Source organism: Vibrio cyclitrophicus (assembly GCA_023206055.1).
Classification (GTDB): domain Bacteria; phylum Pseudomonadota; class Gammaproteobacteria; order Enterobacterales; family Vibrionaceae; genus Vibrio; species Vibrio cyclitrophicus_A.
The window spans coordinates 2,030,239-2,057,074 of the sequence record CP065366.1 but is presented as its reverse complement, the minus strand read 5'-3'; the positions used below and the strand labels follow the sequence as shown (position 1 = coordinate 2,057,074).

The following is a 26,836-nucleotide window of genomic DNA, read 5'->3' as shown; positions in this document are numbered from 1 at the left end:
ATAAGGCTGCATCAGTTTAAGGGGCATCTCGATGTTTAGTACTTTGAAGTTGGTCACTTCACTTTGTTTTTGAGGCAGCTCTTCTCAGTAGAAGATATAGCCTAAACAAGATAGGGCAGTGATATGCCAGTAATTTACTATTTGTTAACAAATTAAACTGTACCATTGTGCACAAAATCAGTGAGTTGTATAGCTGATGGCAATTGTTGCTTGCGAATTGTTCAGATACACGGTATTGATGATAGATCGCTGAACAAGAATGACAATGATATGGATATTTTGAACTTTGAGGCATTTCTGATTGCCATCACTATTTTAACGCTAACGCCGGGTTTAGATACGGCTTTGGTGATTCGTAATACCAGCCGCTCTGGCTTAGCTGACGGTTGTATGACCAGCTTTGGTATTTGTAGCGGCTTATATGTACACGCGTTTTTCTCTGCTGTAGGTATCTCTGCAATCCTCGCCCAATCCGCTGAACTCTTTCAAGCCGTTAAAATGGTAGGTGCGGTTTATCTGATTTGGCTTGGCTTAAGCAGTTTGCGAGCTTTGATGAAAAACGGTGGCGGTTTGAAGGTCGGTGAACAAGCTAAGCAAGCATACAGTGCCAAGCGCTCTCTACGCGAAGGCTTCTTATCTAATGTGCTTAACCCGAAAACAGCGGTTTTCTATTTGGCTTTTCTGCCTCAATTCGTCAACCCTGAAGGATCGCCTTTGTTGCAATCCATGGTGATGGCTTCGGTGCACTTTATGATTGCGATGGTGTGGCAATGCAGTTTGGCTGGGGCATTGAACTCCGCTAAAAACTTGCTTAAAAACGCGAGCTTTATGAAGTGGATGGAAGGTGTGACTGGCATGGTGCTGGTGGGACTGGGTGTTAAGCTTCTGATGGAAGAACCTACCTAAGCTTTTGGAATATAGCTATCTCAATCATAATAAAACGCCCGCAGAATATTGCGGGCGTTTTGATCGTTCAGTTCTTATTATGCTTTAGCAGCTTCACAACCTTTTGAAGACGTTAAAGGTTTGAAGAATAGCTTTGTTTCTTCGATAACCACGTGGCGTAGCAAGATAAGGCCGATTAGATTTGGAATTGCCATCAAACCGTTCACGATATCGGCCATTATCCATATCATGTCGAGCTTCAAGAATGCGCCAGAAGCCACCAACGCAATGAAGATGATCTTGTAAGGTAGGACTGCTTTAGTGCCTAGCAAGAAAACAACACAGCGCTCGCCGTAGTAGTTCCAACCTAAAATCGTAGTAAACGCAAAGAAGATTAGGCCAACAGAAACCAGCATAGGGCCAAGCGTGTCTGCATTCAGACCAACAGCAAATGCATGAGTGGTCATTGCAGCGCCAGAAAGGTCAGTCTGCCAAGCGCCAGTTAAGATAAGCGCCAAACCTGTCATCGTACAAATGATGATGGTGTCGAAGAAGGTACCGGTCATAGAGACAAGGCCTTGCTTCACGCATGAATCTGTTTTTGCTGCCGCCGCAGCCATTGGTGCGCTACCTAGACCAGATTCATTCGAGAATACACCACGAGCGATACCTGATTGGATAGCAAGCATGATGCTCGCGCCAAAGAATCCGCCTGTTGCCGCTGTATTGGTAAATGCAGAGGTAACAACAAGGATAACGGCACTCAGTAGTTGGTCTGCATTTGAAACCAGAACGCTCAAACACGCGACGATGTACATAACCGCCATGGTTGGCACCACTTTTCCTGCAACTTTAGCGATAGATTGAATACCACCAAGGGTTACCACTGCCACTAATATCGTCAGAACAACAGCAGACATCTCACGCGAAGCGCCAAATGATATTTCAGTTGCATCTAAGATAGCGTTAACTTGTGGGAAGGTACCAATACCGAAGCAGGCAACACCCAAAGCGAACACAGCGAACATCACCGCTAAGATTCTTGAGCCAACACCGTATTGAAGGTAGTACATAGGGCCGCCAACCATTTCGCCATTGCTATCGGTTCTGCGGTACTTAACAGCAAGTAGACATTCTGCGTATTTGGTCGCCATACCAAATACAGCGGCAAGCCACATCCAGAATAGGGCACCAGGGCCACCAATCTTGATTGCGGTCGCTACACCAACGATGTTTCCAGTACCAATGGTCGCTGAAAGTGCTGTACACAAAGCGGCAAAACTTGATACGTCACCCGTACCGGATTTGTCTTTGCTGAATACCATTTTTAGCGCGGTTGGGAGGTGTCTAAACTGGAGTAAGCCTAAGCGAAAAGTAAAGTAGATACCTGTACCCACTAGCAGAATAAGCAGTGGTGGTCCCCAAACGAATTGGTTGATGGTTTGTAGTGTAGCTTGTAGCTGGTTCATAGATTCCCCTTAATAAATTAAAAAATTTAAGGAGAAGAGGGAAGGCAGTGCAGATCACAGGGATCGGTAGCACTACTTAATACATACGAATTTCTAGATAGAATTCTTTTGTTAATTAAGGATTGTTGCTTTCCACTCCTCTGTCCTTTTGCCTGAGAGTTTCACTTAGCGAATCACTTATAGATAAGTAACGGGCACTAAGCTTGCTCCTTCGGCGACCGATCTAACGGTTCTCTCCAGAGGTTCCTCCAACGACAGTCCTCACTTTTCTGGATTTCTCCAGCATAAAGCACCTGAAAGATTTACTTCTTCGGCGGGTTAATCTAACTAAATGTTAAGATTTAGTTAAAAACCACTCTCCTGCAGTCTTCATCGGAACAAATGTGCAACATTTGCACAAAGGTTAGTCAATAATGCTGTTCATTATTGATGTGTGAACTCTATCATGATTTTTATGTAATTCAATATGAATTTCAAAAATGTATACCAGTTATGTATACCAATGATGGTTGAACATAGTTAGAACGCGCATTAAAGGTGAGTTGTTAGTTGAAAGCGGCTTTCCTCACATAGGATGAACTTTTAAATCGAGGTACTAGTTTCCACTTCGTGAAATTTTTAGACACTTTCAGGAGTTGAGTCATCATAAGTGGTCAAAGACGTGAATGAATGAGCATGTGATTATATTAAGGCTTTGATTTCATTTGAATTATAAATTTAGACTAAGAGTTAAAGGAGGCTGAGAGCCTCTTTTTTATTGGGTGTCAAAAACATTAAAACGAGAGTGAACTGAATATGTACGCAGAAGTATACAATGAAAAATACAAAGCAATTGCCGATGAAAATCTACAACCATCAGAGTTTTTAGAGAGAGTTCAAGCACTAAACAAAGAAGCAAACGATACGAGAATTGCAGATATGTTAAGTACTGATCATAAATGGGGCGAAGCGGCAAATTCTGCCTTGTCGTTTTTGGGCTCACAAGCCTTCGGTGAACTAGGTGAACACGGGCACTTTAATCGAGAGTTTTGGGAGCGTTACATAGAAGAAAATGGCAAAGTTCAAGCCCAATTGGCCCTTGTTAATTGCTATTTGTCTACGGACGCTCCTAACCGAAACTCTGCAGGCTTTTACGGTATTCTTCAAACGATAGGTGGGATAAATCAATGGGATCTTGAGAAAGCAGTGGATAAGGACGTTTATCGTGATAAGGAAGAATTAACAGCGATACAGAAACATTGGCAACATGCCACTAGACATCGCAAAGTCAAACTATACCGTGGGATTCATGGTGAAATAGAGCAAGGAGGCTTTCTAGGATTAGGTTGGACGACAAATAAAGCCGCTGCGAAATTATATGCAACTCGCTTTGGTACTAGCGGTTCGATAGTTGAAATCAAAGTAAACGTAAAAAAACATGGGCTTTGTTCTTTGCAAGGTTTAAGAGAATATCATCAAGAGATTTTATTAGATCCTTCTTTTGTATGCATGTTGGAAGACTTTGAGATCCACACTGTCAGCAGTGATTATGATTCTGATCTTTGCACTGAGTTTAGAATTTAGTATGGCTAACATCTAACATTCGCTAGGTAGGACTTTTACGATTGATACAAAGTAATCGTCAGGAGAGAAGGGCCATACACTGCTCTTTCGTACTATCAAATAATTATTTTTCTTTGCGCTATATACCTCGGATATCTCATTGCCCCACCAGACTAAATACCAGTACTTATCACAGTAAAAGGAATTGGTATGAATGGTCATCAAGCAAACTTGGTCATCGACCTATTGAAAGACGGCTACACAATGGAAGAAGTCATCAATATGACTGGCGTTGGAAAACACTATGTTTTCCCTATTCGTAGGCTTATCAGGCTTCGGATACTCTAAAAAGTTTGGAACACCTATGTAGAAGTAATAAAAAAGAAACCAATAGATAAAAAGAAACAATGCTAATAAAACGACAGTAATGAGCGTAGCCATTGCTGTAAGTTTTTTGGGATTGTGGAGGCAATAGCCCCTTGTGGGCTGTTGGTCTCCTCGACAGAGAAATTAACAATATGGAGTTAACACCAACATATATTATCGCATCATACTTACTCAGTACTGATATGTTACAAATTGATAGCGTATCGCCTTTAATGGCTGTGCATTTCGAAGGTACACGCAGACGCAACGATTGGAACAAAAAAAAACGATTGGAGTTCTGTTTGCTAATCGCTGAGTGCTTGATTGGAAAGCGAACGCATATAGATACATCCCTTGGCTACTACTTAGGAACAGTCAAGGATCGCCGAAAAAGATTTGGTCATCCGACTCTAACTGTGGACAAATCAAAAGATAAGATGGAAGGGTTCGACTTCTATAATACAGCGTTCAATGTATTCCAAGTTAATCGTCAAGCAATAGGCTACACACAAGCAGCAGCATTTGAATTCACGCCTTCTTTCTTGAAATCGCTAAGCAATCTATTTCCAAAAGTTGGAAATTTCTCGTTCCTTGAAATGTTTACGTGGGAAAACCATCAAGTTCCAAAACACGACACATATACATACATTGAGCCAGATCTAAAATTCATAGAGAAAGAATTAAGTAACACAGAATCTTCATTGAAGAACACTGAACGTTGGCATCTTTTCGCCATTTATGTTTTTGCGTACAAGAACAATGGGCTATTTCCACAATATTACAGAACAAACAAAACAGAACGTTTGTACACCTTTGGTTGCTTTGGGCTTCAATCAATAAGTAAAGCAATGAGAAACATTGTCTTCAATCAATACCATTGCTACGACATGCAAGCAGCGGCATACAACATTCTACTTTCTAAGGTCAAAAGCGAACAACTCCACAAGTATCCATCACTGCTGCAATACGCTAGTGATAGACAGAAGTACCGACAATTGATTGCGGATGATACTGGCGAAAGTGTTGAACATATCAAGACTGCACTAACTGCCATGCTATTTGGTAGTGATTTAATCAACAGCGTTAAATCCGACATATCACAAGATATTCGAGAAAATATTGCTAAACATCCGCTCACTGTTGCAATGAAGAATGAGTTGTCAGATTTACGACAAGAAGTATGTAAAGGTCGCAACTTGAATCAGAACGAGTTAGATAAGCGAAATGACATTGAAAAAGAGAAACGAGATGAAGCCACATTGGCTAACAAGAAACGTGTTTATTGGAAGCGTCACTTCATGGTTTGGCTATACCAATCTCACGAAATGAAGGCATTACAAGCCATGCGTTCACTTACCCACGAACAAGATAACTGTTTGTTACTTCATGACGGACTATATACAAAGACCGATATGCCTGTTGGTGATTTCGAAGCCATCATACATAACGAAACAGGGTTAAGTATCAAAATAGATCTTGAATAATAAGTACAAGGAGCAACATGCAAAATGAAGAAAATTTAAACACACTCATCAACGAACTATTAGATCATGGCGTGAGATTCAATCCTGCCTGCAATCAATCACTAAAAGAAGTATTGAAACAAGTCAGTAGCAATAAGGTGCTATACAAAAAGGTTTGTGAGGTAAAGAAATCCTACCAACGATTGAAGCACCTACAATCTCATCAAGTACATGAACCAAGTACTTCGATAGATCCGCTAGCAGAACAACTAAGCCACATATTCAACAAATGGGAGTAATATGAGATATGACCAACTAGCAAATGACTTATTCAGTTTATTTTACCAATATTCGAATGAAAACATGGTGAAACCAACTGGTGTTGAGTTACATGACTTGCTTTATCTGCATGACTGTTACTTATACTTAGATAGAGACATACAGCCAGAGCGTTTGCTTGCAGCATCCATCTTCGCTATTCATAGATACAATGCAGAAACACATTATTTTGAGCAAAAAAAGCGCTTAGATTTCTACGAGAATGTTCAACAACTCGCGATCAAGCACATTACTGGTCAAAGACTTACTATATCAATGAACAATTTCGAGAGTCTGTCTCTCATGGCATCAAAAAACAGCACAAAATTACTTCAGGAAGTACTCCATCACCTGAAAAGCAATAATATCATCAGTACGAAGAAAAATTTCTGTGATGAAGTTGGGCTGAATTATGCTGAAATTGGCAAAAACAGAAAGAACACAACAAAAGACTTATTAGTTTTCTTACACTACTGCCAAGAACATGAGAATGGCTGGTGGTTACACTTCACTGTGCTTATTGAGAACGTTCTGTTTGACAACTTGAGCAAATACTTCCGTTCTCACCAAAGAATTTTTACGTCCAGAGCGAAAGAAATCTTTACTCGTGTCCATCACTCATAGTCAGCGTTCATACACTGGCTATTTTTTTTACTTACCGCCGAGTGTTTTTGAGTAGAAGTAAAAGCACTCATTACCTTGCTGCCTCTGTCACATGTTAAAAACTTTCAATTCAAAACTGACAGTGTCAAATGTAAACAGTTCTGAGTTTTTGACGTCAGAATGGCACACTGTTATAATCTTATAAGTTTTTGACATCATCTCTTTGACGGAGTTTATAAATGGCTAATATTGGTTTTGCGCGAGTTTCAACACAAGCACAAGAATTGACTGATCAACTCACTCGATTGGATGAGTATGGGTGTATTAAGATTTTTAGTGGTAAACATTCGGGTAAAGCAGATACTAATAAAGAAGTGCTAGATGAATTACTTGGTTATGTTCGTGATGGCGATACTGTCGTTGTTACTAAACTTGATCGATTAGGTCGCTCTCTTTCTCAAGTACTACAAGTTTTAGATCAGTTAAAAGAAAAAGGTGTAAATCTTGTAGCGCTAGATCAGGGTATTGACACATCAAATGACGACCCCATGAATACTGCTATGATTCAACTATTGGGTATGTTTGCTGAGATGGAACGAAACTTTATTGTTAGTCGAACTCAAGAAGGAAAGAGGGCTAGTGGTAACTTTGGTGGTCGTAAGCCAAAGTTAACCGATGACCAGAAGAAAGATATTAAGGCGAAATTGGCTGGTGGCGCCTCAAAGTTGCAGTTGTCGAAAGAATACAACGTGTCCCGTGGTACGATTTTGAATATAGAGCGTAGTTAAACCAAAATTTCTCTTATGTATCAATATATAACACGGTTGCTTATGTATAATTACGTCTAATGGAAATTGTATTGATAGTGGTGTTCAGTGAAAGAGCGTTTTGAAGATTGGAAAGAGAAGTACAACTTTGATAATTGTGGTCTAAACAACAAAGAATACGGGAAATACCTGTCTTCGTACTTAAGAAGCCAAAAGAAACCTCTTGTTATGAACCTTAATGGAGCATGGGGTACAGGGAAGACTCATTTCTTAAGGCAAATGTATTCGAATCTGCGCTTCGAACATGAGTATCCAGTGATCTACATCAATGCTTGGCGGTCGGACTTTAGCAATGACCCTCTCCTTGTTCTTGTTAGTGAGTTCATTGAACAGTTCAAAAACTTAAGCCTACAGGTCAATGCCAGTTACAATGAAAAGCAGATGCTGAAAGTGGCGGCTAAGTTCTCCAAAAGACTATGGAACATGACCGCTGTTGGCGTTGGAACTTATCTATCTGGTCAAACTGATAACAGTGCGATGGTAGAGATGGCTAAGACACTGACGTTTGAAGACAAGGAAGCGGTAAATATTGGTAGAAACCTGACCGAGAACTACAAAGCACAACTAAGTGCGATAGAAGATACAAAGAAAGCACTCAACGAATACCTCGGCTGCTTTGCTAAGGATAAACGAAAAGTCTTTGTTCTGATAGACGAGTTAGACAGGTGTCGTCCTACCTACGCAATAGAGATGCTTGAAACAATAAAGCACTTCTTCTCACTGGATAACTATGTGTTTGTCGTAGCAACTGACACCAAACAACTCAGTCACTCAATTAAGGCTGTCTATGGCGCAGCATTTGACGGTAGCGAATACCTATCACGTTTCTTCAATAGAAGTGCTGCTTTACCTCTACCGGATAAGATTTTGTTTGCTGAATTGCTTGTGAAGGACTCTATCTTAGAAGAGCGAAAGGAAGAGATGCGTTTACTCGGTGATTTGGAGTACAGCGAAGAACTGGGTAAGCGGTTACTAGCGGAGGTTAGTATCATGTACAACCTTTCACTTCGACGTATGGAGCAAGTGTTCAACAAGTTCGAATCGTGTGTACTCTATGAACTTGACTCTGGCAAGCGGTTCTTTGATATTCGATTGCTTATACAGTTGATCGCTGAGTACGACAGTGTTGATTACAATGACGTATATAACTCACGCAAGCAATATAGCGGTATGAGATATCATTTGTCCAAAGAGTTTAAAGATGGAATTGGTCGAAACTACAGTACGGATGATGTAGTAGAAATATCAACTAGTCGAAGTAAAGATGAATTCAACCGAATTAGCCCTGACAATTCGACATATTTGGCGACCACACGAGATGAATACCTTTATAGTTGGGGATTGGCTAATGACTTCTCGAATGACAAAGTTAAAGAAAAGCACACTGTAGAAACGGCACTAACGTTACTCATGAAGCAGGTCGGCAGTATGAATCGCAACATGACGAATCATTCTCAGGGGGCTGAAAAATGGCAACGTTTGATAGGTGAGCAAAGAACACAGTTAGAGAAGATTCCATTGACTGAGCGTTCTCATATTGGAGTATGGACTAGAACGGACTACTTCAAAGCCGTAGAACTATCTGCCCATATAGAACAAGACTCTATGGGCAATATTGTCTAACGGAACTCCCTAAGTTCTGAAGTACTGCCAGTTTGCTTCGCTTTTTCTTGCACTAATGACAACAGATTTACTTTAATAGTCATGATTTCTTTCCTCAGTTGTTAGAACTAAATCTAATCGATTTTTGAGATCTTTAAAGTATGAGAAAAGTACTACCTTTTGCTGAATGCACTCAAACTTACAACATTATCGTGATAGCGCTGTATATGTTTCTCGTGTTCGATTGGGTGATACAAAGGTTGGTTATCTTCAAGCACTACAGAGAATGCCTGTGCCTGATAAACCCCCAGAACCCAGTGACCTCTGGGTATATCTATGATCTCGATGCCGTTATACACACCAACGATACTGACGAGTTTTACGAACTGAGGGCGTAATAGGGAAGTCTTCTCTACGAACCCGATGAAGTCTTTTTTGATAAACTCACCGTTACGTTTAAGGGCTGAGATACTGTACCGTTCGTCTTTTTCAGTAAAGCCATTTTCATGCACTTTGATTCGTTTGTAGTTTTCTGCGCAAATTAAGAACATAAAAAAAACTGTGTTTATAAACAGTTATTCTAGTTGTTCTAACTGGTGATTTGCAACTGATTAAGTTGCTAGTTTGGCGTTGATTTTTGTTTCAAGTCTTGTGATAACGCCTGTAATTACACGATCTAAATTAGAAAGGCTGCCTCTTTTAATTCCATAAGGAGTATCTATCATAAGTAATTGAATCTGTTCAGATAAACTTACTAGCCCACTAAATTCTACTGAAAAATAATCATCGATATTATTAAAGTCGTAACGTGACTGCATATCATAAATGAAGGATTGAATCTCTTTTGAACTCCAGTTTGACAGCGCGGTTTTGAAGTCTTCAGAAGTGAAGTTCTGAAGAAAAGCCGTATGTGCCAACTTTACATCAATCTCTGCACGAACCAATGAGTAGTCACTAATGAAGTCACTTACAAACGACTGACTTTTCGCTTTTGAGTGTTCGACTTTAAATTTCTCTATGTATGCTCTAAACAACTGATTCAATTCATCATCACGAACAAAAGTGTGGAGGTCATGTTCTAAATCTCGATAATCTAGATCAAGTGAAAAGTCGTTTTCTTTAAGCAATACCGTAACTTTTGAGCGAAATGTGTTTGCTTGCTCTTTGACATATCCAGCAGTTAACATGTAAAAGTAAAGCCCGCAGCAACGTATCCAAAAAAGTAGATTGTCTACATTTGGTTCGAATACTTCTTTTTTGAGTACTCCAATATTTTGTTGAAACCAGTGTTCATCTTTATCTCTAAAACCGTAACCCAAGAACAACTCAATGGCTTCAGTGCTTGTAGGAATATTAAGTTCTTGATGAATATCATAGAAATTATTTTGGTACGTAGCGATGTAAGTCGAAAGGCTTTGCGGTGTGTGGTAACGAATTGGTGAAACATATGTTTCTAATTCAAGATGCCTTTTCTCAATATCAGTAAGTTCATCTACTTTAACTTTGTCATTTGCTAGGTTGACACGACGTGTTCGATCTTCAATTCCTTTTAAAATCTCGTCTAGACTGAAACCTTCTCGGTGTATCGCTGTAGATATGCGAAAAGAAGCATCCATTAGTTTAGATTCTAGATAGTCGTAGTTAACTTCATCTACGCGATCAAACAAGGAACAGACGGCTTTGTATCTATCGATAGCCCGTCGAATTATTCTTAAGTTATCAAGTTCTAATGACTTAAGGCATTTTGAAATCTCAGACAGTTCATAATCACTAAGCCTACTAATTCCAGTATAAATCTTCTTAATTACGTCAAGGGATTCGAAAGGTGTCCTTTTCAAATGAACGATGTCACTAAACGCTTTCTCTAAGTCTTCATGATTACCGATTTTATCTTGGTTTCCAATGACTACTATTTTGATATGTTGCTTGTTTTCTGCGAGGTTCAGACACTCGCCCATGACTTGAGTCCGTACTTTTTCACACGTAATACGCTCTAGATCGTCTAGTAGAAGAACTAGGTTATCGATCTTATTGAAGTAGTGGTACTTAACGATTGAAGCAACGCCACCAAGTGCAGCGCCAACACCTCTAGTTCCAGAAATTACTTGTGCAGAAGAACCGACTAGATCGCTGCTGTGCTTTGCGAGCCAACTAGATTTCTTATTCTCGGTATAGGTTAAGGACAGAACTCGATCCTTGAAATCCTCAAGGCTTGTTACGCCATACAAAGATAAGTAAATGGTCTTATATGGGGTTGGGTAATGCGTTTTGAGATAGGGTTGAAGTTCGTTCTTAACATAGTAAGTCTTACCAACACCCCAATGTCCATCTAGTAACACCATACTCGGAAAACTACGGTCTTCTAAGAGGGCATGGATTCTTTCTGTTGTATTCATCTTAAATCTCAATGAGTTATATCCAGGTATTAAACCACAGACATAAGGGAAAGAACGAGATTCATGTTGAGTTTAAAAGGATGTTTTTTTCTGTCAAAGGTTACAAATGTTTAGGAGTTAGGGGGGATATCGGCAACGGTATCAGTGTTTTTCATCAGTTATTACATGGAATGGGGATATGAATCGATAAAAAGAGGGAGTTTAGATACGTTGGAGAAGGTCAAATTAAGAAAGCGGCTATCTTTACCTAAGAAGTTGTTACTTTTCGCTGGTGGGCTGTTGTTATAAGGACATACCAAGAACAGTTCGCATGTGGGTATAGAACACTCTAAGAATTCACGTAGCAATTGTAGTCTATGAGTTACTTTGTGAAGCAAACCTTTGATAATAGGAGATATTACCGTTGAGTAAACAGTGATTGCTGCCACTTTTACGCCAAGTGTCCATGGCGCGGCATAGAGGTCTAGTTGTTTTTCAATTAACGCTTCAAATATCGCATAGCGCTCCTCGTCAAAACTATCTTTTAGTAGACCTTCAATATTTACGGGCGTGATCTCTTTAGAAAGTGGGCTGATACCTTCGATTACTTTCATATTTTGTTCAAGATAAGCAATCGTCTTGCCTGCCGCATCGATCTGATCATCAATGTTTGGTGGGGGTTCAACGCACGCTAAAGCATCGTCAATTATCTTATTGGCGAGTTCTAGAAAATCTTGCTTCTGTGCGTCAGTGTCTATGGTGACTCCGTTAGTTATTACCTATTAACTGTTTGAACTAGGTATTAACGTTTATGAGACGGCTCAAGCCCTCTCAGATTGAAAAACCAGATTACTTAAGAGTCAATGTACTCATAATCCGTACCAAATTAGTAGTTAAAGATACGTCTAGGACGTGCTACTTTGTCTTACTTTTCTGTTTTTTGTTGTTCTGCGCTAATACCCCTTTTAGAGTCATTCCTAGATAAATCAGTTCTAGTAAAAATTGTTGCTGATCACCTAACGAATAGGCTTCTACCAACTTATATATCCTGTAACCGATTTTCCCTAGTGAGCCTTTGTGCTCGTTCAAATGTGTTAATAGTTCAAAAAAGACCTTCTTCATATGCGAAATACTCGTGCTTATGAGAAGGGCTGAACTGGTTTTCAAGTCACACACGGAAAAGATGTGACAACTTAGATATGGGGGCTATTACTTTAGTTTCAATGCAACTGTGAATCTATTGCTAGAGTTAATATTGCCTCAACTTTCTTTAGGCTCTGTATTGCAACCCAAATATAAGTAGTAACCGTTTGATTTGTAATTGCTAGACTGATGGCTATTCAGTAATATTCATACCACTTTCTCAATACCTTATCTGTATGGCTACCCTATGAAAGAACTTGTCAATGCAATCACACAAGCCTCAATAAATCGACTTAGAGCACCTTTTCTTGGTTCTTTCATATTGGCTTGGTTAGCCGTCAATCATGTGTTTGTAGTGGAGTTCTTGTTTAGTTCTTCGGAGGATAAGATTGTATTAGTGAAGAGCAATAGCCTCGATTTATTAAGGGATGCTTTTTACCCGCTGGGTCTTGCTTTGCTGTATACGTATGGCTTGCCATTCATTCAGAATTTAATTGACGGCAGCAAGCATCGATGGATTGATAGAAAGCGTATCGCTGACCACCATGGACGAAGAGCAGATGAATACAGGCTTCAGATGGTAGCGAGTGAGTATCAGGCGAAGTCTAGCCTTAGTTACCAGCAAGACAAGTTAAACCGAGATTTAGATAATTGGGGTCAACAAAGGGAAGAGTACGAGTCTCGTATAGAAAACCTGAATACTCAACTTGAATCGGGTACAGAACAACTAACTTTAATCACGGCTGAACTTGAGAAAAGCAAAGAAGAACTGAAACTTAATGTCGAAAAGGTTGAGTTCTTAACTAAAGAGAGAGAAGAGCAGAAAAGACAAATCGCCGAGTCCTCAGAGTACTACATTCGTTATGAAGAAATTGAGAAAGAATTATCTTCACATATCAGTAAAAACGAAGAACTTGAATTAGAACTGAAATCTATGAAGGAAAGCCGTGAGGTTATAGAAAATATAGTGTTGACGTTACACGACTCAATAGAGAGTTCAGATCAACAGATAGCGTCGAATCTAAAGGCTGAACTACTACATAGAAAAGGGATAGCGCCAGAAGATATTGCGGTAATTACCAAATCGTACCAAAAGAGAGTCAAAGATAGCAGAGATAAGTTGACAGCCTATCGCCCAATGTTAGCCAATATTCGAAAAAGGCACACAGAACAAGATTCTGACGAAAGATTATTTAGTGCCATAAAGTTAAATGCTTAAACTAGCAAAATCTAATAATTCGATAGCCTTGGCAAGTTGTTCAGGGCTGTACTCCTTCCCGTATCTACCATAAGTCATTGAATCGTTGTGATGTCCCAATATTGCAGCAGCAATATGATAGTCGACTCCTTTCCGCTTGAACTCAGTAGCCACAGTATGACGTATAGAATGGAATGTCTTACGCTCACGTTCTTGTGGTGTTAGTGCTTTGTCACGTTGCACTGAGAACCATTTTGATGGGTATTTGCTATATCCATCGGTCTTCAGGTATTTGAGGGTAGGGAACAACCTACCACTTTGCTGGTGGACGTAATCAATAAAACCTTTCTTGATGAGGCTAGAATGGATTGGAATGGTTCTATATGCACTTTGAGTTTTGAGTTTTTGATCTTCGTAGTTAGTACCAAAGTGTACACACCAAACCCCATCCTCCATCCTTATATCTGAGCAATACAATTGACAAAGTTCATTAAGTCGAGCACCTGTATATAAACCGAGTAATGGTATCCACTTATGCCATGCTTCTCTTGGCTCATTTTGGAAGACATCGACAGAGAAGATTTTCTTGAGGTCGTCTTTTGCAAACGCTCGACGCTGTTCGCTCGCTTTGGTTTCTTGTTTTACACCAAGTTTAGTAAAGGAGTTCTTTTGGGCTTTTTCGTTGAGTACGCACCAATCAAAGAACCCAGAAACAACTTTAAAGGTGTCATTGATTGTATGGGTTCCAATTGGTTTATGACCAAGTTCAATGATCTCAACGAAAGACTTGCTCTTGTACTCAGGGTTACGAGAAAGGTTAGGCGGTAACTTGACTAGAATAGACTTAAACTCTAAGGCGTCAGATCGTTTAAGCGAGTCGATTGGTTGGTCATGAACAATATCGACTAGCAGGTTGAGTCTTGCTTGGTAACGATCTAGTGCTTTTTTCGATACTCCATCGATTCGTTTTGCTTCTAAGAATTCAGAAACACAACGCGAAAGGTTTAGGCTACTAGGCATTTGTATTGAGTTGGCAGTGTTAAACTTGTTTGAGAAGTCAGGTAGGCTTTTACATTGAACTGTTTCGAACTCAATATCGAATTGAGCAGATAGTTTACGTGCAAGGATCAGTGCTTGACGCTTATCTTTGGTTTGAAGAGAGAATTTTAGGTGTTGTTTCCCACTGTAGCGAGACTGAAGGTTTTTAGGGATTCTACGTTGGAAGTAATAGGTGTTACTGCGGCTTACAAGGTGCATATGTATATCACTTATGTAGCGCAAAACTGACTAATTACTGGGTTAAGTTAATATAAAACAAAGAGTTATGATTTTATATTACGGTCTCCAGAGGTTCCTCCAACGACAGTCCTCACTTTTCTGGATTTCTCCAGCATAAAGCACCTGAAAGATTTACTTCTTCGGCGGGTCAATCTAACTAAATGTTAATGTTTAGTTAAAAACCACTCTCCTGCAGTCTTCATCGGAACAATTACCTAAATAATTAGGTAATCTGTAGGCGTATCCTAGATCATATAAAATGTGATGTCAGCTACAAAATATCTGTTTGCACAAATGTTGTTCAACTAAATGATCAAACAACGAGTCTCTGACGTAACTTGCTTATTTAAATGGTATAAAATAGGGAAACAAGGAGGAGTTATGACTCGATTAATAGCGATTGTTTTTTTATTGGCTTTAGCATTTGTATTGTTTCGTTACCGGACCAACGAAAAACTGCAAAAATGGGTAGTGATAGTTATCGTTAGCAGCTTCCTTTTGTATACTGCCAGCTTGATGATTTCGGAGTTAACTCGTTAAACCGTCTGTGAGCAGATGGGATGAACGTGTTAGTAAAGCTCAAGTGTTTCTGACTTGAGCGACAGGTTTAACTGAACCTACACAATCAGTATTGGTATTAGTGCCAGTGACCGCGTAACGTTAAACAAATTTTTGGGAGTACCCGCTAGTGAACCAGCAATCTGGACAAAGCGAACAAGATGAAGTGGTTGTTATTGAAGAACGCGATAAGCGCAGTCAGTTCTATATCGGCATTGCTGCGGTTATAGGTTTGGCGTTAGGTGGCTTAATCGGCTCTACAGTAACGGCTTCCAAGTGGGAGTCCACTTATCAGGTACTCGAAACTCGTTATCAAGAACTGCGTGATAGCAAAACCGAATTGATGACATCCGTTGAAGCGAAAGTAGCTAAAGTCGATACCGAAATCGACGCGAAAGTAGAAGCCGCTTTAGTTAAACAAACAGAAGAACATCAAAAAGAACTCGAAGAATTAGCGAAACAGTCTTCGGTTTTAGAGAAGGCAAACTACTCGTTAGAACAACAGCTAAATGAACAGAAGCAAACGTTAGAGCAAACTCAGCAAGACAACCAGAAACTTAATCGTCAGGCTGACATGCAGTCGACTTTGTTTGAGCGTTCGCGTGAAGTTTTCCGAAAAGAATTACAAATTTCTCAAGAACTTGAAAAGCTTGAGAAAGAAAGAGATCAACTCGAGAAGAACCTTAGTTCTCTTAAGAAAGCGTGTGATGTTTACTTAGATGGCACATCATGGGATGCGAAGTCTGACGCGTGTGAGAAGCAAGATAATGCGAACTCTCGTCTAAGTGACATCAGACAAATGATTGAGGTTCACACCATGGATCTCAAGCAAATCAAAACGCTAACCGAAGAGATGGGTTTATAAGCTCAAACCTTTAATTCATTTGTTTTTAGCGGCAGCTATTCAAACGCCCACATCATGAAAATGGTGTGGGCGTTTTTCGTTCCAGATTAATTTTTTAGGGGAACTGCGCAATGTATGACTAGCTAGGAGAGCCATACATTGAAGACCCGTTTTCACACTATTACCAAGCTATTCGTGATTAGAGCCGTAAAATGGTTTTAATATGTGACTAATTGAATATTTTGGTGACTTTGCACGCATATTTATAGGGTTGAGAAACAGCATAATAGCGATGTTCTAGGATAAACACGCGGTCTGTTGTCATTCTGTGATTAGACCATCTCAATGGACAGGGATTAAACCATGAACGAATATCTGTGTGAGAGCTGCACCGTAGCCTATTGCTTCGATGATTGTAATTCGCCATTAGCGCAACGTGAAATGATTGAAGTAGAAGAGCTGGTGGATCGCAAAAAAGTAAACCAAGATCCTGACCGGCTTGAACAAGAAAATCCAGATACAAAAATCCCTACGAGCTAAACCTTAAGCCAGTAGGGATTTTAGATTAATTGTAGTACTGTTCTCGCTTTCTCAAGCAAAGGGTATTACAAAAATTTTTAGAACAGCGTTATTCGACGATAACTTATTGACGAAACACTATTTATCGTAAGTCTTGATTTCGCCTGATTTCACACGGGCAACAAATGATTGCAGTTCTTTCTTCACAACCGGCATCAAGAAGTACAGACCAAGAATGTTGAAGATAGACATCGCAAAGATAGCCGCATCAGAGAAGTCGATTACCGCGCCAAATTGAATTGTCGCACCAATCACAACAAACACACAGAAAATCACTTTGAAAATCAGTTCCGTTGTTTTGCCTTCACCAAATAGGTAAGTCCAAGCCTTAAGCCCATAGTACGACCAAGAAATCATGGTAGAAAACGCAAACATGATTACCGCTAGAGCGAGTGTGTATTTGAACACTTCTGCCGTTTCAGTAAACGATGCCGCAGTAAGCGTTACACCCGTTAAACCAGAACCATCGAATGGACCTACGTTTAAGCCAGCGATAGTGATAACCAATGCGGTCATAGTACAAATGATTACCGTATCAACGAACGGTTCTAATAGTGATACTAGACCTTCGGTGATTGGCTCTTTTGTTTTAACCGCTGAGTGAGCGATTGCTGCTGAACCTACACCTGCTTCGTTCGAGAACGTTGCACGCTTCAAGCCTTGAATTAACGCACCAATGAATCCACCAACGACACCTTCACCAGTAAATGCACCTGTAAAGATTGCGCTGAACGCAGGACCAACTTGATCAAGGTTAGAACCGATAACAATCACAGCCATACCGATATACAGAGCAGCCATCCAAGGAACAACTTTTTCCGTAACCGATGCAATAGAAGGCATACCACCAACAATCACAGAGAAAACCAAAGCTGCTAGTACAAGACCAGTGATCACACCGTACTCGCTCGGTACATCAAATGCGTAAGTTAACATCGCGTGTGCTTGGTTAGCTTGGAACATGTTACCGCCGCCCAATGCACCTAAAATACACATTAATGCAAAACCGATAGCAAGTACTTTGCCTAGACCACCTAAACCTCTTTCACCAAGACCTTGGCTTAGGTAGTACATTGGACCACCTGAAACGACACCTGAAGGTAGGATAGTTCGGTATTTCACACCTAAGGTACACTCACAGAACTTAGAAGCCATACCCAGAAGACCACACAAGATCATCCAGAATGTCGCGCCAGGACCACCAATCGCAAGTGCAGCACCTACACCGGCAATGTTACCAAGCCCGACAGTACCAGAAAGCGCTGTTGTTAACGCTTGAAAGTGAGAAACCTCGCCATCCTCTTTCGAGTTAGGGTCGGTATACTTACCTTTGATAATGTCTATCGCCATGCCAACTCGTTTAAATTGAACAAAGCCAAAATAAACAGTAAAGATGATCGCAGCGAGTAAGAGCCAACCAACAATCACTGGAAAGTTAGCTTCACCAATCGGTACACTTTTAAATATCAGCCCAACGAACCAACCTGTGTATTCGTTGAAAAATCCATCAACACTTTGACTTAAGTTACTGATCGTTTGGTTAAATGATCCTTCTTCTGCAAATGCACTGGAACTAAACAATAATATAAACCCAAAAAATAATTCACGTATGTTTTTCATGGTTTTCCCTGTCTTTTTAATAAATTATGTTTGTTGCTGTTGTGTTTGTTTTCTATTTGATTTGTATATTTTCAGCGGTATATCTACTTCATTCAACGGCAACATAAACGGCTGTAGCTAGGTCGAAAAACGAAACAAATATAAGTACTGTTCTTGCTTTATATGGATATCCTTTTGGTATGTGCACCAATAAGACTATGGTATTCGGTCTGCCAAGTCCTACTGATAATCCTATACATAAAAATAATACGAACAAAGAAATTTTTACAATAAATTTACAATTGTTCGGGTTTTGTCATTGTTTGGGAATAAGTCGACGCTTTTTAGACTGGAAAAAGTATATGCAGTAGCTGTTATAGAGGCGGATGAAGGCGAGTTCAGAGTGATGGATAATAGGGGCGTAGGGGAAGTTTGAATATTAGATATGCTTTGGAGGTGTTTAAGCAATTCGATGGTTGAGGGCTTGTCAGCCCGAGAGTAAGAAAAAAGCTCTTTATCAGAGCTTTTTAATGTCACGATGAACAGGAAGTCTTAGTGATTTTTCGCTAGACCATAAAACTAAACGGCTCGATGACTATTGCTATTGCCAACCGTGCTTTTGCTGGATTTGTGGTAGAGCTTAAATGCCAATAACGAACCCCATAATAAAACCTGTCCCCATAGCAATGTCCATTGAGATGCCACTTCTTGCCAAGATGCACCCATCTGATTAAGTGCTAAGAAACCTTGGATAGCCGGCGTACTTGGGAACAGCTGTGATAACAGAACTAACCATCCAGGCATCATTTCTACTGGCCAGATAAAACCTGAAGAGAAGATCAGTGGCATTGAACTTATTAACACCACAACCGTGACTAGCTCTCTTCGTGGCACTAGTTCACCAATAAAAATCCCGATCAAACAGCTGGCCAGTAAGAAGGGTAGAAGTAAGGTTAAGATCTGTGTTGTTGAAGCGAGCAGATTTATCCCATACATCGAAAAGCTAGCGCCGAAATAGTACATCGACAACAAGTAATAAATGCCGACTAGGGTACAACAGCGAGCAAGCATCAATTTCGCTGGAGAGGTTTTACTCCAGTATCCAAATGTCGATTGAGCGTTTTGGGTTGCCCCCACTAAACCTGAAGCCATGGCTAAGGTTTGTTGCAGGATCAACACAAAGACGGCTGGAACTACGTAATCGATGTATCCCATGCGACTATTAAACGTTGGTTTCAGGTTCAAGCTGAATGCACTGTAGCCTTTGGCTGCCGATTCTAAAGGCACACCTTCGACTAACAAGTGGCTGACCTTAACTTGTGCAGCTAACGTGCCTCCAGCTTTGGCAAGCCCTTCAACAATGGTTCCGTATACCAAGAAGTAAGAAGCATCGCCAGCGTAAGAAAGCGTCGGGCTCTTACCGAGCAGCAAGTCTTTATAGAAGTCTTCTGGAATGACGAGGAACCCGCCAATCTCTTGGTTAAGTACGGCTTGTTTAGCATCGGCGATGGTCGAGTCTCGACGGACCAATTCGATTTGAGAGGTGGCATCCACCATACGCTCTAATTGGTAGCTGCTTTGACTCTTATCCAAGTTCACAACGGAAGCTTTAAGCTGTTGAGGGACTTGGTTCGCGTAAGGCAATGGATATAAGAATGAATAGAAGACCACACCACCAAATACCGTAAGAAGCACGACAGGATTGCGCAGTACCGCTAAGAGTTCTTGCTTGATCAGTTGAGTAAAGCTCATCGTTGTACTCCTTGTTGTGCTGATGCTTCTGGCTGTGCCAAGTGTTTTTTAATTAACAACATCACCACGAAAGCAGGAACCGCGTACCACAACATAGATGAAAGGCTGATCAAAGACTGTGCTGCGCTTACGCCATAACTAGACTGTGCTGTTTGTACTTCGATGTAATGACTCACTGGCAACAAGCTTCTCCAAATTTGAGCAGCCGTGTTCATGTCTGTTACTGGAAAGGTAATGCCCATGAACGCAAAACTTGGTGCCGTAAATGCGCCAGCGAAACTCATCGCCCTTGCAGGATCAAGTGTTAAGAAGAAAAACAAACAACCCATGATGATACAACTGATCACTGTAAGCAGTTGGGCAATGGTCAATGCTATAAAGCTGCCGTTAAACGGCCAGTCTAAGAGTACATAGAACCAAAAGCTAAACGCGATACCAAACATCAAAAACAAGACAAGGTAGGGCGTTAATGTTGATGCGAGTGACTTCATCGGGGCGTTGGATAACCAAGCGTGAAGGCCACGAGCTCTAACGTTCGCCGTCAAAACCAATATCGTGCCCACTACAATCATGATCTGCCATAGTGCAGGAATAACCGCAGACACCAAGAACTGAGCATAACTGGTGTTCTTGTTGAACAATGGCGTGATCTGGCTTTGCACTGTTACTGCTTGGCCTAATGCTGATTGCACCGTGGTATCACCGTGTGACAGCTGTTTAACGACTTCAAGCTGCGCGTTAAAAGTCCCTTGAGCCTGCAGCAATGCAGAGTTCACCAGCTTACCGATCAAGATAAATTGGCTGTTATAGAACACAGACACTTGCGGGTTTAAACCGAGTAGAAGGTCTCGGTCGAAGTGCCTTGGTATCACAACGTAACCATAGATATCTCGTTCGATCATCGCTTTCGCCGCATCACTCGCCGAGCTGTATTTCTGAGTGACTTGCAGCGTTGGTGACGCATCAACAAGACGTGTGAACTGTTGCGAGATTTGACTGTGCTCAAGGTCGACAACGGCAACCGGTAAGTCACGAGCGATCCCTTGCGAAAAAATCAGCCAGATACTGGCAGCAAGCAGCAAAGGGATCCAAGTTAAGCAAGACAACAACCATTTGTCCTTGCGGACAATCGCCCACTGCCTAAGCAAGGTATTCTTCGCTCTATGATGCTCAGGGGATTGCGAACACATAGGTTGTGAGCTTCTAGATTGCGAGTCTGTAGATCGCGAGCCGATAGACCGAAAGTTAGCAGACATACGTCACCTAAAGCTCAACCACTAGGCTCATGCCCATACGCAGTGTTTCGCTCGTATCGACAGGGTGCGCTTCTACTTCAAAAGTACGTAAGTCAAAGCCTTGCGCTGCGTCTGTTGAACGCCAAGTTGCGAAATCACCCATTACGGCGATGTGAGTCACCTGGAAAGTTAATGATTTATCCAGAGCCGGTAGATACGCCTCAAACTGGCTGCCTTTCTCGAAATGTTTAAGCATATCTTCACGAACATTGAGCACGGCCCAAGCATCCTTAGTGTCGATAACAGTCACAACAGGGAAGCCTTGTGGTGCGAGTTCACCGCTGCTCAATAGAACCTGAGAGACTTCGCCATTAAACCAGCTGTGGATCTGTGTGTCTTTTGCGTAAGCTTCAACTTCCGCTACCGCACCCGCTGCCATTAACGCTTTTTGAGCGGCTGCCACTTTGGTTTCGTCACGAGCACCTTCTTGCGCTAATTGATACATTTGGAACGCAGCGCTTTCGGTGTACTTCGCCGCTTGCCACTGTGTTTTGGCTTCATCGCGTTTTTGCTCGGCAACGACACCATCGTTGTAAAGGTTGTTTACACGTTGGTAGGTTTTGTCCATCAGATCGGCAGCTGCTTTGGCTTTCAACCATTGGTCTTTAGCGGCTTGGATCTGTTGAGTACGCGCGCCATTCTCTGCTTCTTGTGCTAACGCACCAGCGGCTTTCTGACCGGCTTTTGCTTGTTCTAATTTCGCATCAATCTCAGGGCTAAGAAGAGAAAAGATCAATTCGCCTTTTTCAACTGAGTCACCTTTACGTACGAATATTTCATCAATTCTGCCGGGTACTTTCGATGAGATGCTGTATTGCTGTGCATCGATTTGACCTTGAAGCTTAACAGGCTGAGGTTGATAAGCTTGGTAGAAACTGTATCCGACCCAGCCAATAACGCCGATACCAACTAAAGATAGAAGAAGGGGCTTAATAGGTTTCATGAATTATCCTTTTGACTGGCTATCGTTGTCTGTTTTTGAGTCGAAATCAGACGGAACAGAAGAGGTTAAGTAACTCGAGTAAGCGTTCATTTCGCTAGTTAGCGCTAGCAGCTTGTTGAGAGAGATTAGGTATTTGAATCGCGCTGCCGATTGCTGGGTTTTAATACTCGCCAGATATAGCTCGGCATCAACCACTTCTAATGAGTTAGAAAGCCCTTGAGTGAACGCCTTTTTACGAAGCGATAGATTCTCTTCAGCCAAAGAGAGGCTTGAATTGAGGCCTTGAACCTCTTCAATCGCTTGCTTTGCTTCAAGGTAAGTCTTTTGAACCAATACGGTTAAGTCTTGCTTGGCTTGTGACTTAAGGAATTGAACCTGTGATACAGCACTGTGAGCGGCGGCGACTTTGTCGGAACGGCCAGAAGTGTCAAGTAGCGGTACGTTCACACCAATGCCGACTAACCAATCTGGTTTCATTTCACTCGCTAGCGAGTCGTCTTCGTAAAGGCTGTAATCACCGTAAAGGTACACTTCTGGGTAGTATTTGCCTTTTTCAGCTTTGATTAAGCTGCTCGCTTGTTTCTCTTTCGCATCAAGGATCTTAAGGCCGGGGTAGGTCATCAGTGTTTGATCAATGAACACATCCATATGAGGTAGGTTCTTGTTGATAAACAGTTGCTCTGAAGGTTCAACGCTCTGGCTTTGGCCAAGAATTTGAGTTAGTGCTAGCTGAGCAATTTTGAGGTCATTCTCAGCCTTGGTGCGTTCAACGACCGCTTTATCTAAAGAAGCATCGGCTTGCAGACGTTCTACTCGTGCGATCTGTCCTTGCTGTTCAAGCTTAATGGCGAAATCACGGTGTTGAGTTAGGCCTGCTTCAACGGCTTGACGCGTTTTCACGACGTCTTCCGCTAAGATCACCGAGAAGTAATACTTACTTAAATCTTCGTAGCGAGCTTGTTTCTCCATCAACAGTTGGCTTTGCGCTTCTTCGCTTTTACCTTCTGCCGCATTTTGCGCAGCGGTAATTCGACCACCTGTAAAGATAGGCCACACCGCACGAATGGAAGAGCTGAAGATATCTTGTTCGGTAATGGTGGAGGTTACACCGCCAAGTAGGCCAGCAAATCCGGGTGGTATTGGAAATGGCAGTCCACTCAAGCTATCTGAAAACTGTTCACCATTGATGGTTACGTCACTATCAAGGTGCGTGTAGTTAGCCCCCAAGGTGATCGAAGGCAGATTAAGGCTACTTGTTGAGTTCTGAAGGTGTTGATAACGTTCAACGTTGGCTTGTTGAGCCGCAAGTGAGTTGTTGTTTTCTTGTAATATTTGCCACGCTTCAGAGAAAGTGAGCGAAGCAGCATAGCTTGGCGCCGTGAATGTGCAGAGGAGCACACTAGCGAGCGCAAGGTATCGGAATTTTGGTTTGGTCATCTGCATTAAATACCAATTAGAGCATTAACTCTAATGTTAACAGGGCGATAGTCATTTGTCTTGAATAGATTGTCTCATATGAATGGAAATTCTCATAACTCGTTAATCAAGTGTAAATAAGATTGAGTGAGGTGAATATCAAAGATAAATGAAACTTAAAAAGCACGCAGAAGCGTGCTCTTTAAGTTCAGTATAGAAGTGTTTTTACAAAATGAAGTAGGTTATTTAAAGCTAGGACAATGGTGATCGGCGCGCCATACCAACTGTCTTGAACCTTGCATTGTTTGTAATAAATCTCTACCTGACATTTGCGGGAATGCTAACAACACCTTGAGATCGAGAGGGGAGGTGCCATCTTTCTCATAGGCTCTTACGTGAGTAAAAGTCGATTGTAAATGTTTGAACAGCATAGTCTTAGTAAGACAAATTCCAAAGTTATCGCGTTTCATTGCCTGGTTTCCTTTTCAACAATGTTTATACGTTATGTTTTTTATCCTGTTTCTAATGGACGTTGCCACTGATCGATACTTCCAGCTCATCAATGTTTTATTATTGGGCGCTGATTTGATCAAGCACCTCGGAGTTGTCATGCTGGCCTTTAGTGTAAATAAGGATGTGTGAATGAGGTTAGAAAGATAACCTGTTTGTTCAACAACCGTAGCGCAGAGCGTGCAACTTTTAGTTATAGATACGTCCAGTGAGCGAAGGCTTGTTGTCTTTTTGTTAATCGAAATTTCGATTTAAAGCGCTGTCAGAAAATCATGATTTATAACTTGGCAACAATAAACTTCTTCATATGCAACCATTGTAATTGTATTTATTTTAAACAACCTAAAAAACACCTAAAAGCTTAGTGATCTAGCTCAATATTTATTCGTTTATTTTGGCTTTTAAGCTAAACCGTTCTAAAAGTGAACGATTGATCGAAATGAACAGCGTTCCGGATTATCAGTTAACAATCTGCTCAATTATTTAGTTGAGTAACAGTCACAAATTCGCGTACCTAAAAAGGTCATGCAATTAACTTGGTGTTAACATTGTTCGTCTAACGTTAGGGACGATGGAATATGAAATGGAGCAGTATCAGTTTCCGTAAAAGGTTACTGATTATCATGACGGTCACAGGCCTTGTTGAACTTTTGATTCTTGCAGCGGCTGGTTTTTACTACATCAAACAATCTCAAGAGCAAGAGATGGGTTTGAAAGCGTTAGGTGTTGCTGAATTTCTATCTGAATCGCCACTTGTCACCCGCATTATTCAAGAAAATGGAACGTTGGACCCTAATGGCGTTCCCTACGTTCTGTCTGAAGAAACCCAAATTAAATTTCGTAACCTCACGCAGCTCATTGGTGCGGCGTTTATCGTTGTGGGAGATGACAAAGGTATCCGCCTGATTCACCCTTATGATGACAGGCTCGGTAAACCAATGCGTGGTGGTGACAATCAGAAGGCTTTGGTGTTGGGTGAGTCTTATGTGTCGACGGCCAAAGGATCGCTTGGTTTTTCAGTTCGTGGTAAATCCGCGGTTAAAGACATCCAAGGTACCGTTATTGGAGTGGTGTCGGTTGGTTACTTATTGGATTCTTTGCAAGATCGAATCGAGCCTTACTTAGCCTTTTTGATTGTGATGGCGTTGCTGGTGGTTGCGGTCAATGCTTTGATTTCAAGCTATGTATCTCGTCGTTTTCAACGCGCTATTTTGGGCTTTGAACCAGAAGAAATTGGCCGCTTATACGTAGAACTTGATGTGACCATGAGTACTGTGAAAGAGGGCATTTTAAGTATCGATAAGAACGGTATTTTGCGCTCAATAAACAAAAGCGCCTGCGATATCTTGTCTATAGATAGAGATAAAGCACTCAATCAGCAACGTCTATCAGATGTGTTGGTGGGCAGTGACTTAGAACAGCTGTTATCAACGGGTGACACTGACCACGATGTAGAGTTGTATTTAAACAATAAGCGAATCATTGCCAACCGTAGCCCAATTATAGTAGCGGGTGAAGTGGTCGGCGCGGTATCCAGTTTCCGATTGCGAGATGAAATCAACGACTTAACAGACCAGCTCTCACAAACCAAAGAGTATGCTGATCTACTGCGTTCACAAACCCACGAGCATCAAAACAAGCTCAACACCATCAGTGGTTTGATTCAGATGGGCGAATTGGATTCAGTTCAGCAACTGATAGGCCAAGAAACGGAGCACTATCAAAGCTTGATCGAGTTTTTGCGTGAGACCGTTAAAGACCCGCTCATTGCAGGCATGCTTTTAGGGAAAACGGAGCGCGCGCGCGAAATAGGTTTGGAGCTCAAGGTCGAAGAAGGCTCAAGGCTTGAAGCTCTGCCTCGCTGGTTAAACGCGGATGACGTTGTCACAATTCTTGGTAACCTAATTGATAACGCCTTTGATGCAACGATGACGGTTATTAAGCAAGAGGGACAAATTGCTCCAGCGCGTCGGGTAATTGAAGTTTCAATCAGTGATTTTGGTAATGAAATTATCGTAGAAGTAGAAGACAAAGGGTGTGGTTTGCCAAAACACTTGGCAACCAACGCACTGACCGAAAAAGGTGTATCGAGCAAAGCGAAGCAAAACCGTGGTGTGGGTTTGTATCTTATTAAGCAACTTGCTGACCGTTATCAAGGGCAGCTAGAAATGATTGATAACCCCGATTTTGGGTCACGTATGACGGTTTATCTGCCAAAAGAAGAACAATAATAATTAAGCGCGAAGCGGTCTTGCGAAGATCATCGTGACG

22 protein-coding genes and 2 riboswitches are annotated in these 26,836 nt (G+C 41.3%); of the genes, 11 read left to right on the top strand and 11 right to left on the bottom strand.

What is annotated here, in order from left to right:
* Positions 1 to 270 precede the first annotated feature (270 nt).
* Entirely contained in the window at positions 271 to 906 is a 636-nt protein-coding gene (locus ITG09_09195; GenBank protein UPR50899.1) for a LysE family translocator, read from the top strand.
* 77 nt (positions 907 to 983) lie between these two features.
* Here ITG09_09195 and ITG09_09190 read toward each other — a convergent pair whose 3' ends face one another.
* Positions 984 to 2,354, bottom strand: a complete 1,371-nt coding sequence (locus tag ITG09_09190; protein ID UPR50898.1) for a sodium:alanine symporter family protein — start codon at positions 2,352 to 2,354, stop codon at positions 984 to 986.
* 130 nt (positions 2,355 to 2,484) lie between these two features.
* A riboswitch (glycine riboswitch) is annotated at positions 2,485 to 2,604 on the bottom strand.
* Positions 2,605 to 3,149: 545 nt separating this feature from the next.
* On the opposite strand from ITG09_09190, the gene ITG09_09185 reads away from it, so the two are divergent.
* The 6 genes from ITG09_09185 to ITG09_09160 all read left to right on the top strand — a co-directional run bounded on the left by ITG09_09185 (position 3,150) and on the right by ITG09_09160 (position 9,096).
* Positions 3,150 to 3,917, top strand: coding sequence for a hypothetical protein (locus ITG09_09185; protein UPR50897.1), 768 nt, complete (start codon positions 3,150 to 3,152; stop codon positions 3,915 to 3,917).
* Positions 3,918 to 4,678: 761 nt separating this feature from the next.
* Positions 4,679 to 5,746, top strand: coding sequence for a hypothetical protein (locus tag ITG09_09180; protein ID UPR50896.1), 1,068 nt, complete (start codon positions 4,679 to 4,681; stop codon positions 5,744 to 5,746).
* Between the two features lie 17 nt (positions 5,747 to 5,763).
* On the top strand, positions 5,764 to 6,024 hold the full coding sequence (locus ITG09_09175; protein UPR50895.1) for a hypothetical protein: 261 nt from the start codon (positions 5,764 to 5,766) through the stop codon (positions 6,022 to 6,024).
* A 1-nt stretch (position 6,025) separates the two neighbouring features.
* Positions 6,026 to 6,667: a hypothetical protein gene (locus tag ITG09_09170; GenBank protein UPR50894.1), complete on the top strand. Its 642-nt coding sequence runs from the start codon at positions 6,026 to 6,028 to the stop codon at positions 6,665 to 6,667.
* 218 nt (positions 6,668 to 6,885) lie between these two features.
* Positions 6,886 to 7,434, top strand: coding sequence for a recombinase family protein (locus ITG09_09165; protein UPR50893.1), 549 nt, complete (start codon positions 6,886 to 6,888; stop codon positions 7,432 to 7,434).
* Between the two features lie 87 nt (positions 7,435 to 7,521).
* Positions 7,522 to 9,096: a hypothetical protein gene (locus ITG09_09160; GenBank protein ID UPR50892.1), complete on the top strand. Its 1,575-nt coding sequence runs from the start codon at positions 7,522 to 7,524 to the stop codon at positions 9,094 to 9,096.
* A gap of 152 nt (positions 9,097 to 9,248) precedes the next feature.
* Here ITG09_09160 and ITG09_09155 read toward each other — a convergent pair whose 3' ends face one another.
* The 3 genes from ITG09_09155 to ITG09_09145 all read right to left on the bottom strand — a co-directional run bounded on the left by ITG09_09155 (position 9,249) and on the right by ITG09_09145 (position 12,064).
* On the bottom strand, positions 9,249 to 9,626 hold the full coding sequence (locus tag ITG09_09155) for a hypothetical protein (protein UPR50891.1): 378 nt from the start codon (positions 9,624 to 9,626) through the stop codon (positions 9,249 to 9,251).
* A 60-nt stretch (positions 9,627 to 9,686) separates the two neighbouring features.
* The gene (locus ITG09_09150) at positions 9,687 to 11,471 is read right to left on the bottom strand and encodes a hypothetical protein (protein UPR50890.1); all 1,785 of its coding nucleotides are present in this window, start codon (positions 11,469 to 11,471) and stop codon (positions 9,687 to 9,689) included.
* A gap of 161 nt (positions 11,472 to 11,632) precedes the next feature.
* Positions 11,633 to 12,064: a hypothetical protein gene (locus ITG09_09145; GenBank protein ID UPR50889.1), complete on the bottom strand. Its 432-nt coding sequence runs from the start codon at positions 12,062 to 12,064 to the stop codon at positions 11,633 to 11,635.
* 776 nt (positions 12,065 to 12,840) lie between these two features.
* Between ITG09_09145 and ITG09_09140 the strand changes: the two genes are divergently transcribed.
* A complete protein-coding gene (locus ITG09_09140; GenBank protein UPR50888.1) occupies positions 12,841 to 13,812 on the top strand; it encodes a hypothetical protein in 972 nt (323 codons plus the stop codon).
* On the opposite strand, the gene ITG09_09135 is transcribed toward ITG09_09140, so the two are convergent.
* Positions 13,801 to 15,048 carry a site-specific integrase gene (locus tag ITG09_09135; GenBank protein ID UPR50887.1) on the bottom strand — a complete coding sequence of 416 codons (1,248 nt, stop codon included), beginning with the start codon at positions 15,046 to 15,048 and terminating at the stop codon, positions 13,801 to 13,803. The genes ITG09_09140 and ITG09_09135 overlap by 12 nt on opposite strands.
* Before the next feature lie 96 nt (positions 15,049 to 15,144).
* Positions 15,145 to 15,272: riboswitch (glycine riboswitch) on the bottom strand.
* 485 nt (positions 15,273 to 15,757) lie between these two features.
* Between ITG09_09135 and ITG09_09130 the strand changes: the two genes are divergently transcribed.
* Positions 15,758 to 16,492 carry a chromosome partitioning protein ParA gene (locus ITG09_09130; GenBank protein ID UPR50886.1) on the top strand — a complete coding sequence of 245 codons (735 nt, stop codon included), beginning with the start codon at positions 15,758 to 15,760 and terminating at the stop codon, positions 16,490 to 16,492.
* 342 nt (positions 16,493 to 16,834) lie between these two features.
* Complete coding sequence (locus ITG09_09125; protein UPR50885.1) at positions 16,835 to 17,011, top strand: hypothetical protein; 177 nt, start codon at positions 16,835 to 16,837, stop codon at positions 17,009 to 17,011.
* Positions 17,012 to 17,128: 117 nt separating this feature from the next.
* Here ITG09_09125 and ITG09_09120 read toward each other — a convergent pair whose 3' ends face one another.
* From ITG09_09120 to ITG09_09095, 6 genes are all read right to left on the bottom strand, one after another.
* Positions 17,129 to 18,670, bottom strand: coding sequence for an alanine:cation symporter family protein (locus tag ITG09_09120; protein ID UPR50884.1), 1,542 nt, complete (start codon positions 18,668 to 18,670; stop codon positions 17,129 to 17,131).
* 558 nt (positions 18,671 to 19,228) lie between these two features.
* Positions 19,229 to 20,401: an ABC transporter permease gene (locus ITG09_09115; GenBank protein UPR50883.1), complete on the bottom strand. Its 1,173-nt coding sequence runs from the start codon at positions 20,399 to 20,401 to the stop codon at positions 19,229 to 19,231.
* On the bottom strand, positions 20,398 to 21,657 hold the full coding sequence (locus ITG09_09110) for an ABC transporter permease (GenBank protein ID UPR50882.1): 1,260 nt from the start codon (positions 21,655 to 21,657) through the stop codon (positions 20,398 to 20,400). The genes ITG09_09115 and ITG09_09110 overlap by 4 nt, the downstream gene beginning before the upstream one ends.
* Before the next feature lie 7 nt (positions 21,658 to 21,664).
* Positions 21,665 to 22,639 carry an efflux RND transporter periplasmic adaptor subunit gene (locus tag ITG09_09105; GenBank protein ID UPR50881.1) on the bottom strand — a complete coding sequence of 325 codons (975 nt, stop codon included), beginning with the start codon at positions 22,637 to 22,639 and terminating at the stop codon, positions 21,665 to 21,667.
* Positions 22,640 to 22,642: 3 nt separating this feature from the next.
* A complete protein-coding gene (locus ITG09_09100) occupies positions 22,643 to 24,082 on the bottom strand; it encodes a TolC family protein (protein UPR50880.1) in 1,440 nt (479 codons plus the stop codon).
* 215 nt (positions 24,083 to 24,297) lie between these two features.
* Positions 24,298 to 24,525, bottom strand: a complete 228-nt coding sequence (locus ITG09_09095) for a hypothetical protein (protein ID UPR50879.1) — start codon at positions 24,523 to 24,525, stop codon at positions 24,298 to 24,300.
* Positions 24,526 to 25,188: 663 nt separating this feature from the next.
* On the opposite strand from ITG09_09095, the gene ITG09_09090 reads away from it, so the two are divergent.
* Positions 25,189 to 26,796, top strand: a complete 1,608-nt coding sequence (locus ITG09_09090) for a sensor histidine kinase (GenBank protein ID UPR53620.1) — start codon at positions 25,189 to 25,191, stop codon at positions 26,794 to 26,796.
* Positions 26,797 to 26,836: the final 40 nt, after the last annotated feature.

Bases quoted from the DNA above. Each gene is read 5' to 3' on its own strand.
- ITG09_09195 (UPR50899.1), top strand. From the start codon at position 271: ATGGATATTTTGAACTTTGAGGCATTTCTGATTGCCATCACTATTTTA.
- ITG09_09190 (UPR50898.1), bottom strand. From the start codon at position 2,354: ATGAACCAGCTACAAGCTACACTACAAACCATCAACCAATTCGTTTGG.
- ITG09_09185 (UPR50897.1), top strand. From the start codon at position 3,150: ATGTACGCAGAAGTATACAATGAAAAATACAAAGCAATTGCCGATGAA.
- ITG09_09175 (UPR50895.1), top strand. From the start codon at position 5,764: ATGCAAAATGAAGAAAATTTAAACACACTCATCAACGAACTATTAGAT.
- ITG09_09170 (UPR50894.1), top strand. From the start codon at position 6,026: ATGAGATATGACCAACTAGCAAATGACTTATTCAGTTTATTTTACCAA.
- ITG09_09165 (UPR50893.1), top strand. From the start codon at position 6,886: ATGGCTAATATTGGTTTTGCGCGAGTTTCAACACAAGCACAAGAATTG.
- ITG09_09155 (UPR50891.1), bottom strand. From the start codon at position 9,626: ATGTTCTTAATTTGCGCAGAAAACTACAAACGAATCAAAGTGCATGAA.
- ITG09_09150 (UPR50890.1), bottom strand. From the start codon at position 11,471: ATGAATACAACAGAAAGAATCCATGCCCTCTTAGAAGACCGTAGTTTT.
- ITG09_09145 (UPR50889.1), bottom strand. From the start codon at position 12,064: ATGAAAGTAATCGAAGGTATCAGCCCACTTTCTAAAGAGATCACGCCC.
- ITG09_09140 (UPR50888.1), top strand. From the start codon at position 12,841: ATGAAAGAACTTGTCAATGCAATCACACAAGCCTCAATAAATCGACTT.
- ITG09_09135 (UPR50887.1), bottom strand. From the start codon at position 15,048: ATGCACCTTGTAAGCCGCAGTAACACCTATTACTTCCAACGTAGAATC.
- ITG09_09125 (UPR50885.1), top strand. From the start codon at position 16,835: ATGAACGAATATCTGTGTGAGAGCTGCACCGTAGCCTATTGCTTCGAT.
- ITG09_09120 (UPR50884.1), bottom strand. From the start codon at position 18,670: ATGAAAAACATACGTGAATTATTTTTTGGGTTTATATTATTGTTTAGT.
- ITG09_09115 (UPR50883.1), bottom strand. From the start codon at position 20,401: ATGAGCTTTACTCAACTGATCAAGCAAGAACTCTTAGCGGTACTGCGC.
- ITG09_09110 (UPR50882.1), bottom strand. From the start codon at position 21,657: ATGTCTGCTAACTTTCGGTCTATCGGCTCGCGATCTACAGACTCGCAA.
- ITG09_09105 (UPR50881.1), bottom strand. From the start codon at position 22,639: ATGAAACCTATTAAGCCCCTTCTTCTATCTTTAGTTGGTATCGGCGTT.
- ITG09_09100 (UPR50880.1), bottom strand. From the start codon at position 24,082: ATGCAGATGACCAAACCAAAATTCCGATACCTTGCGCTCGCTAGTGTG.
- ITG09_09095 (UPR50879.1), bottom strand. From the start codon at position 24,525: ATGAAACGCGATAACTTTGGAATTTGTCTTACTAAGACTATGCTGTTC.
- ITG09_09090 (UPR53620.1), top strand. From the start codon at position 25,189: ATGACGGTCACAGGCCTTGTTGAACTTTTGATTCTTGCAGCGGCTGGT.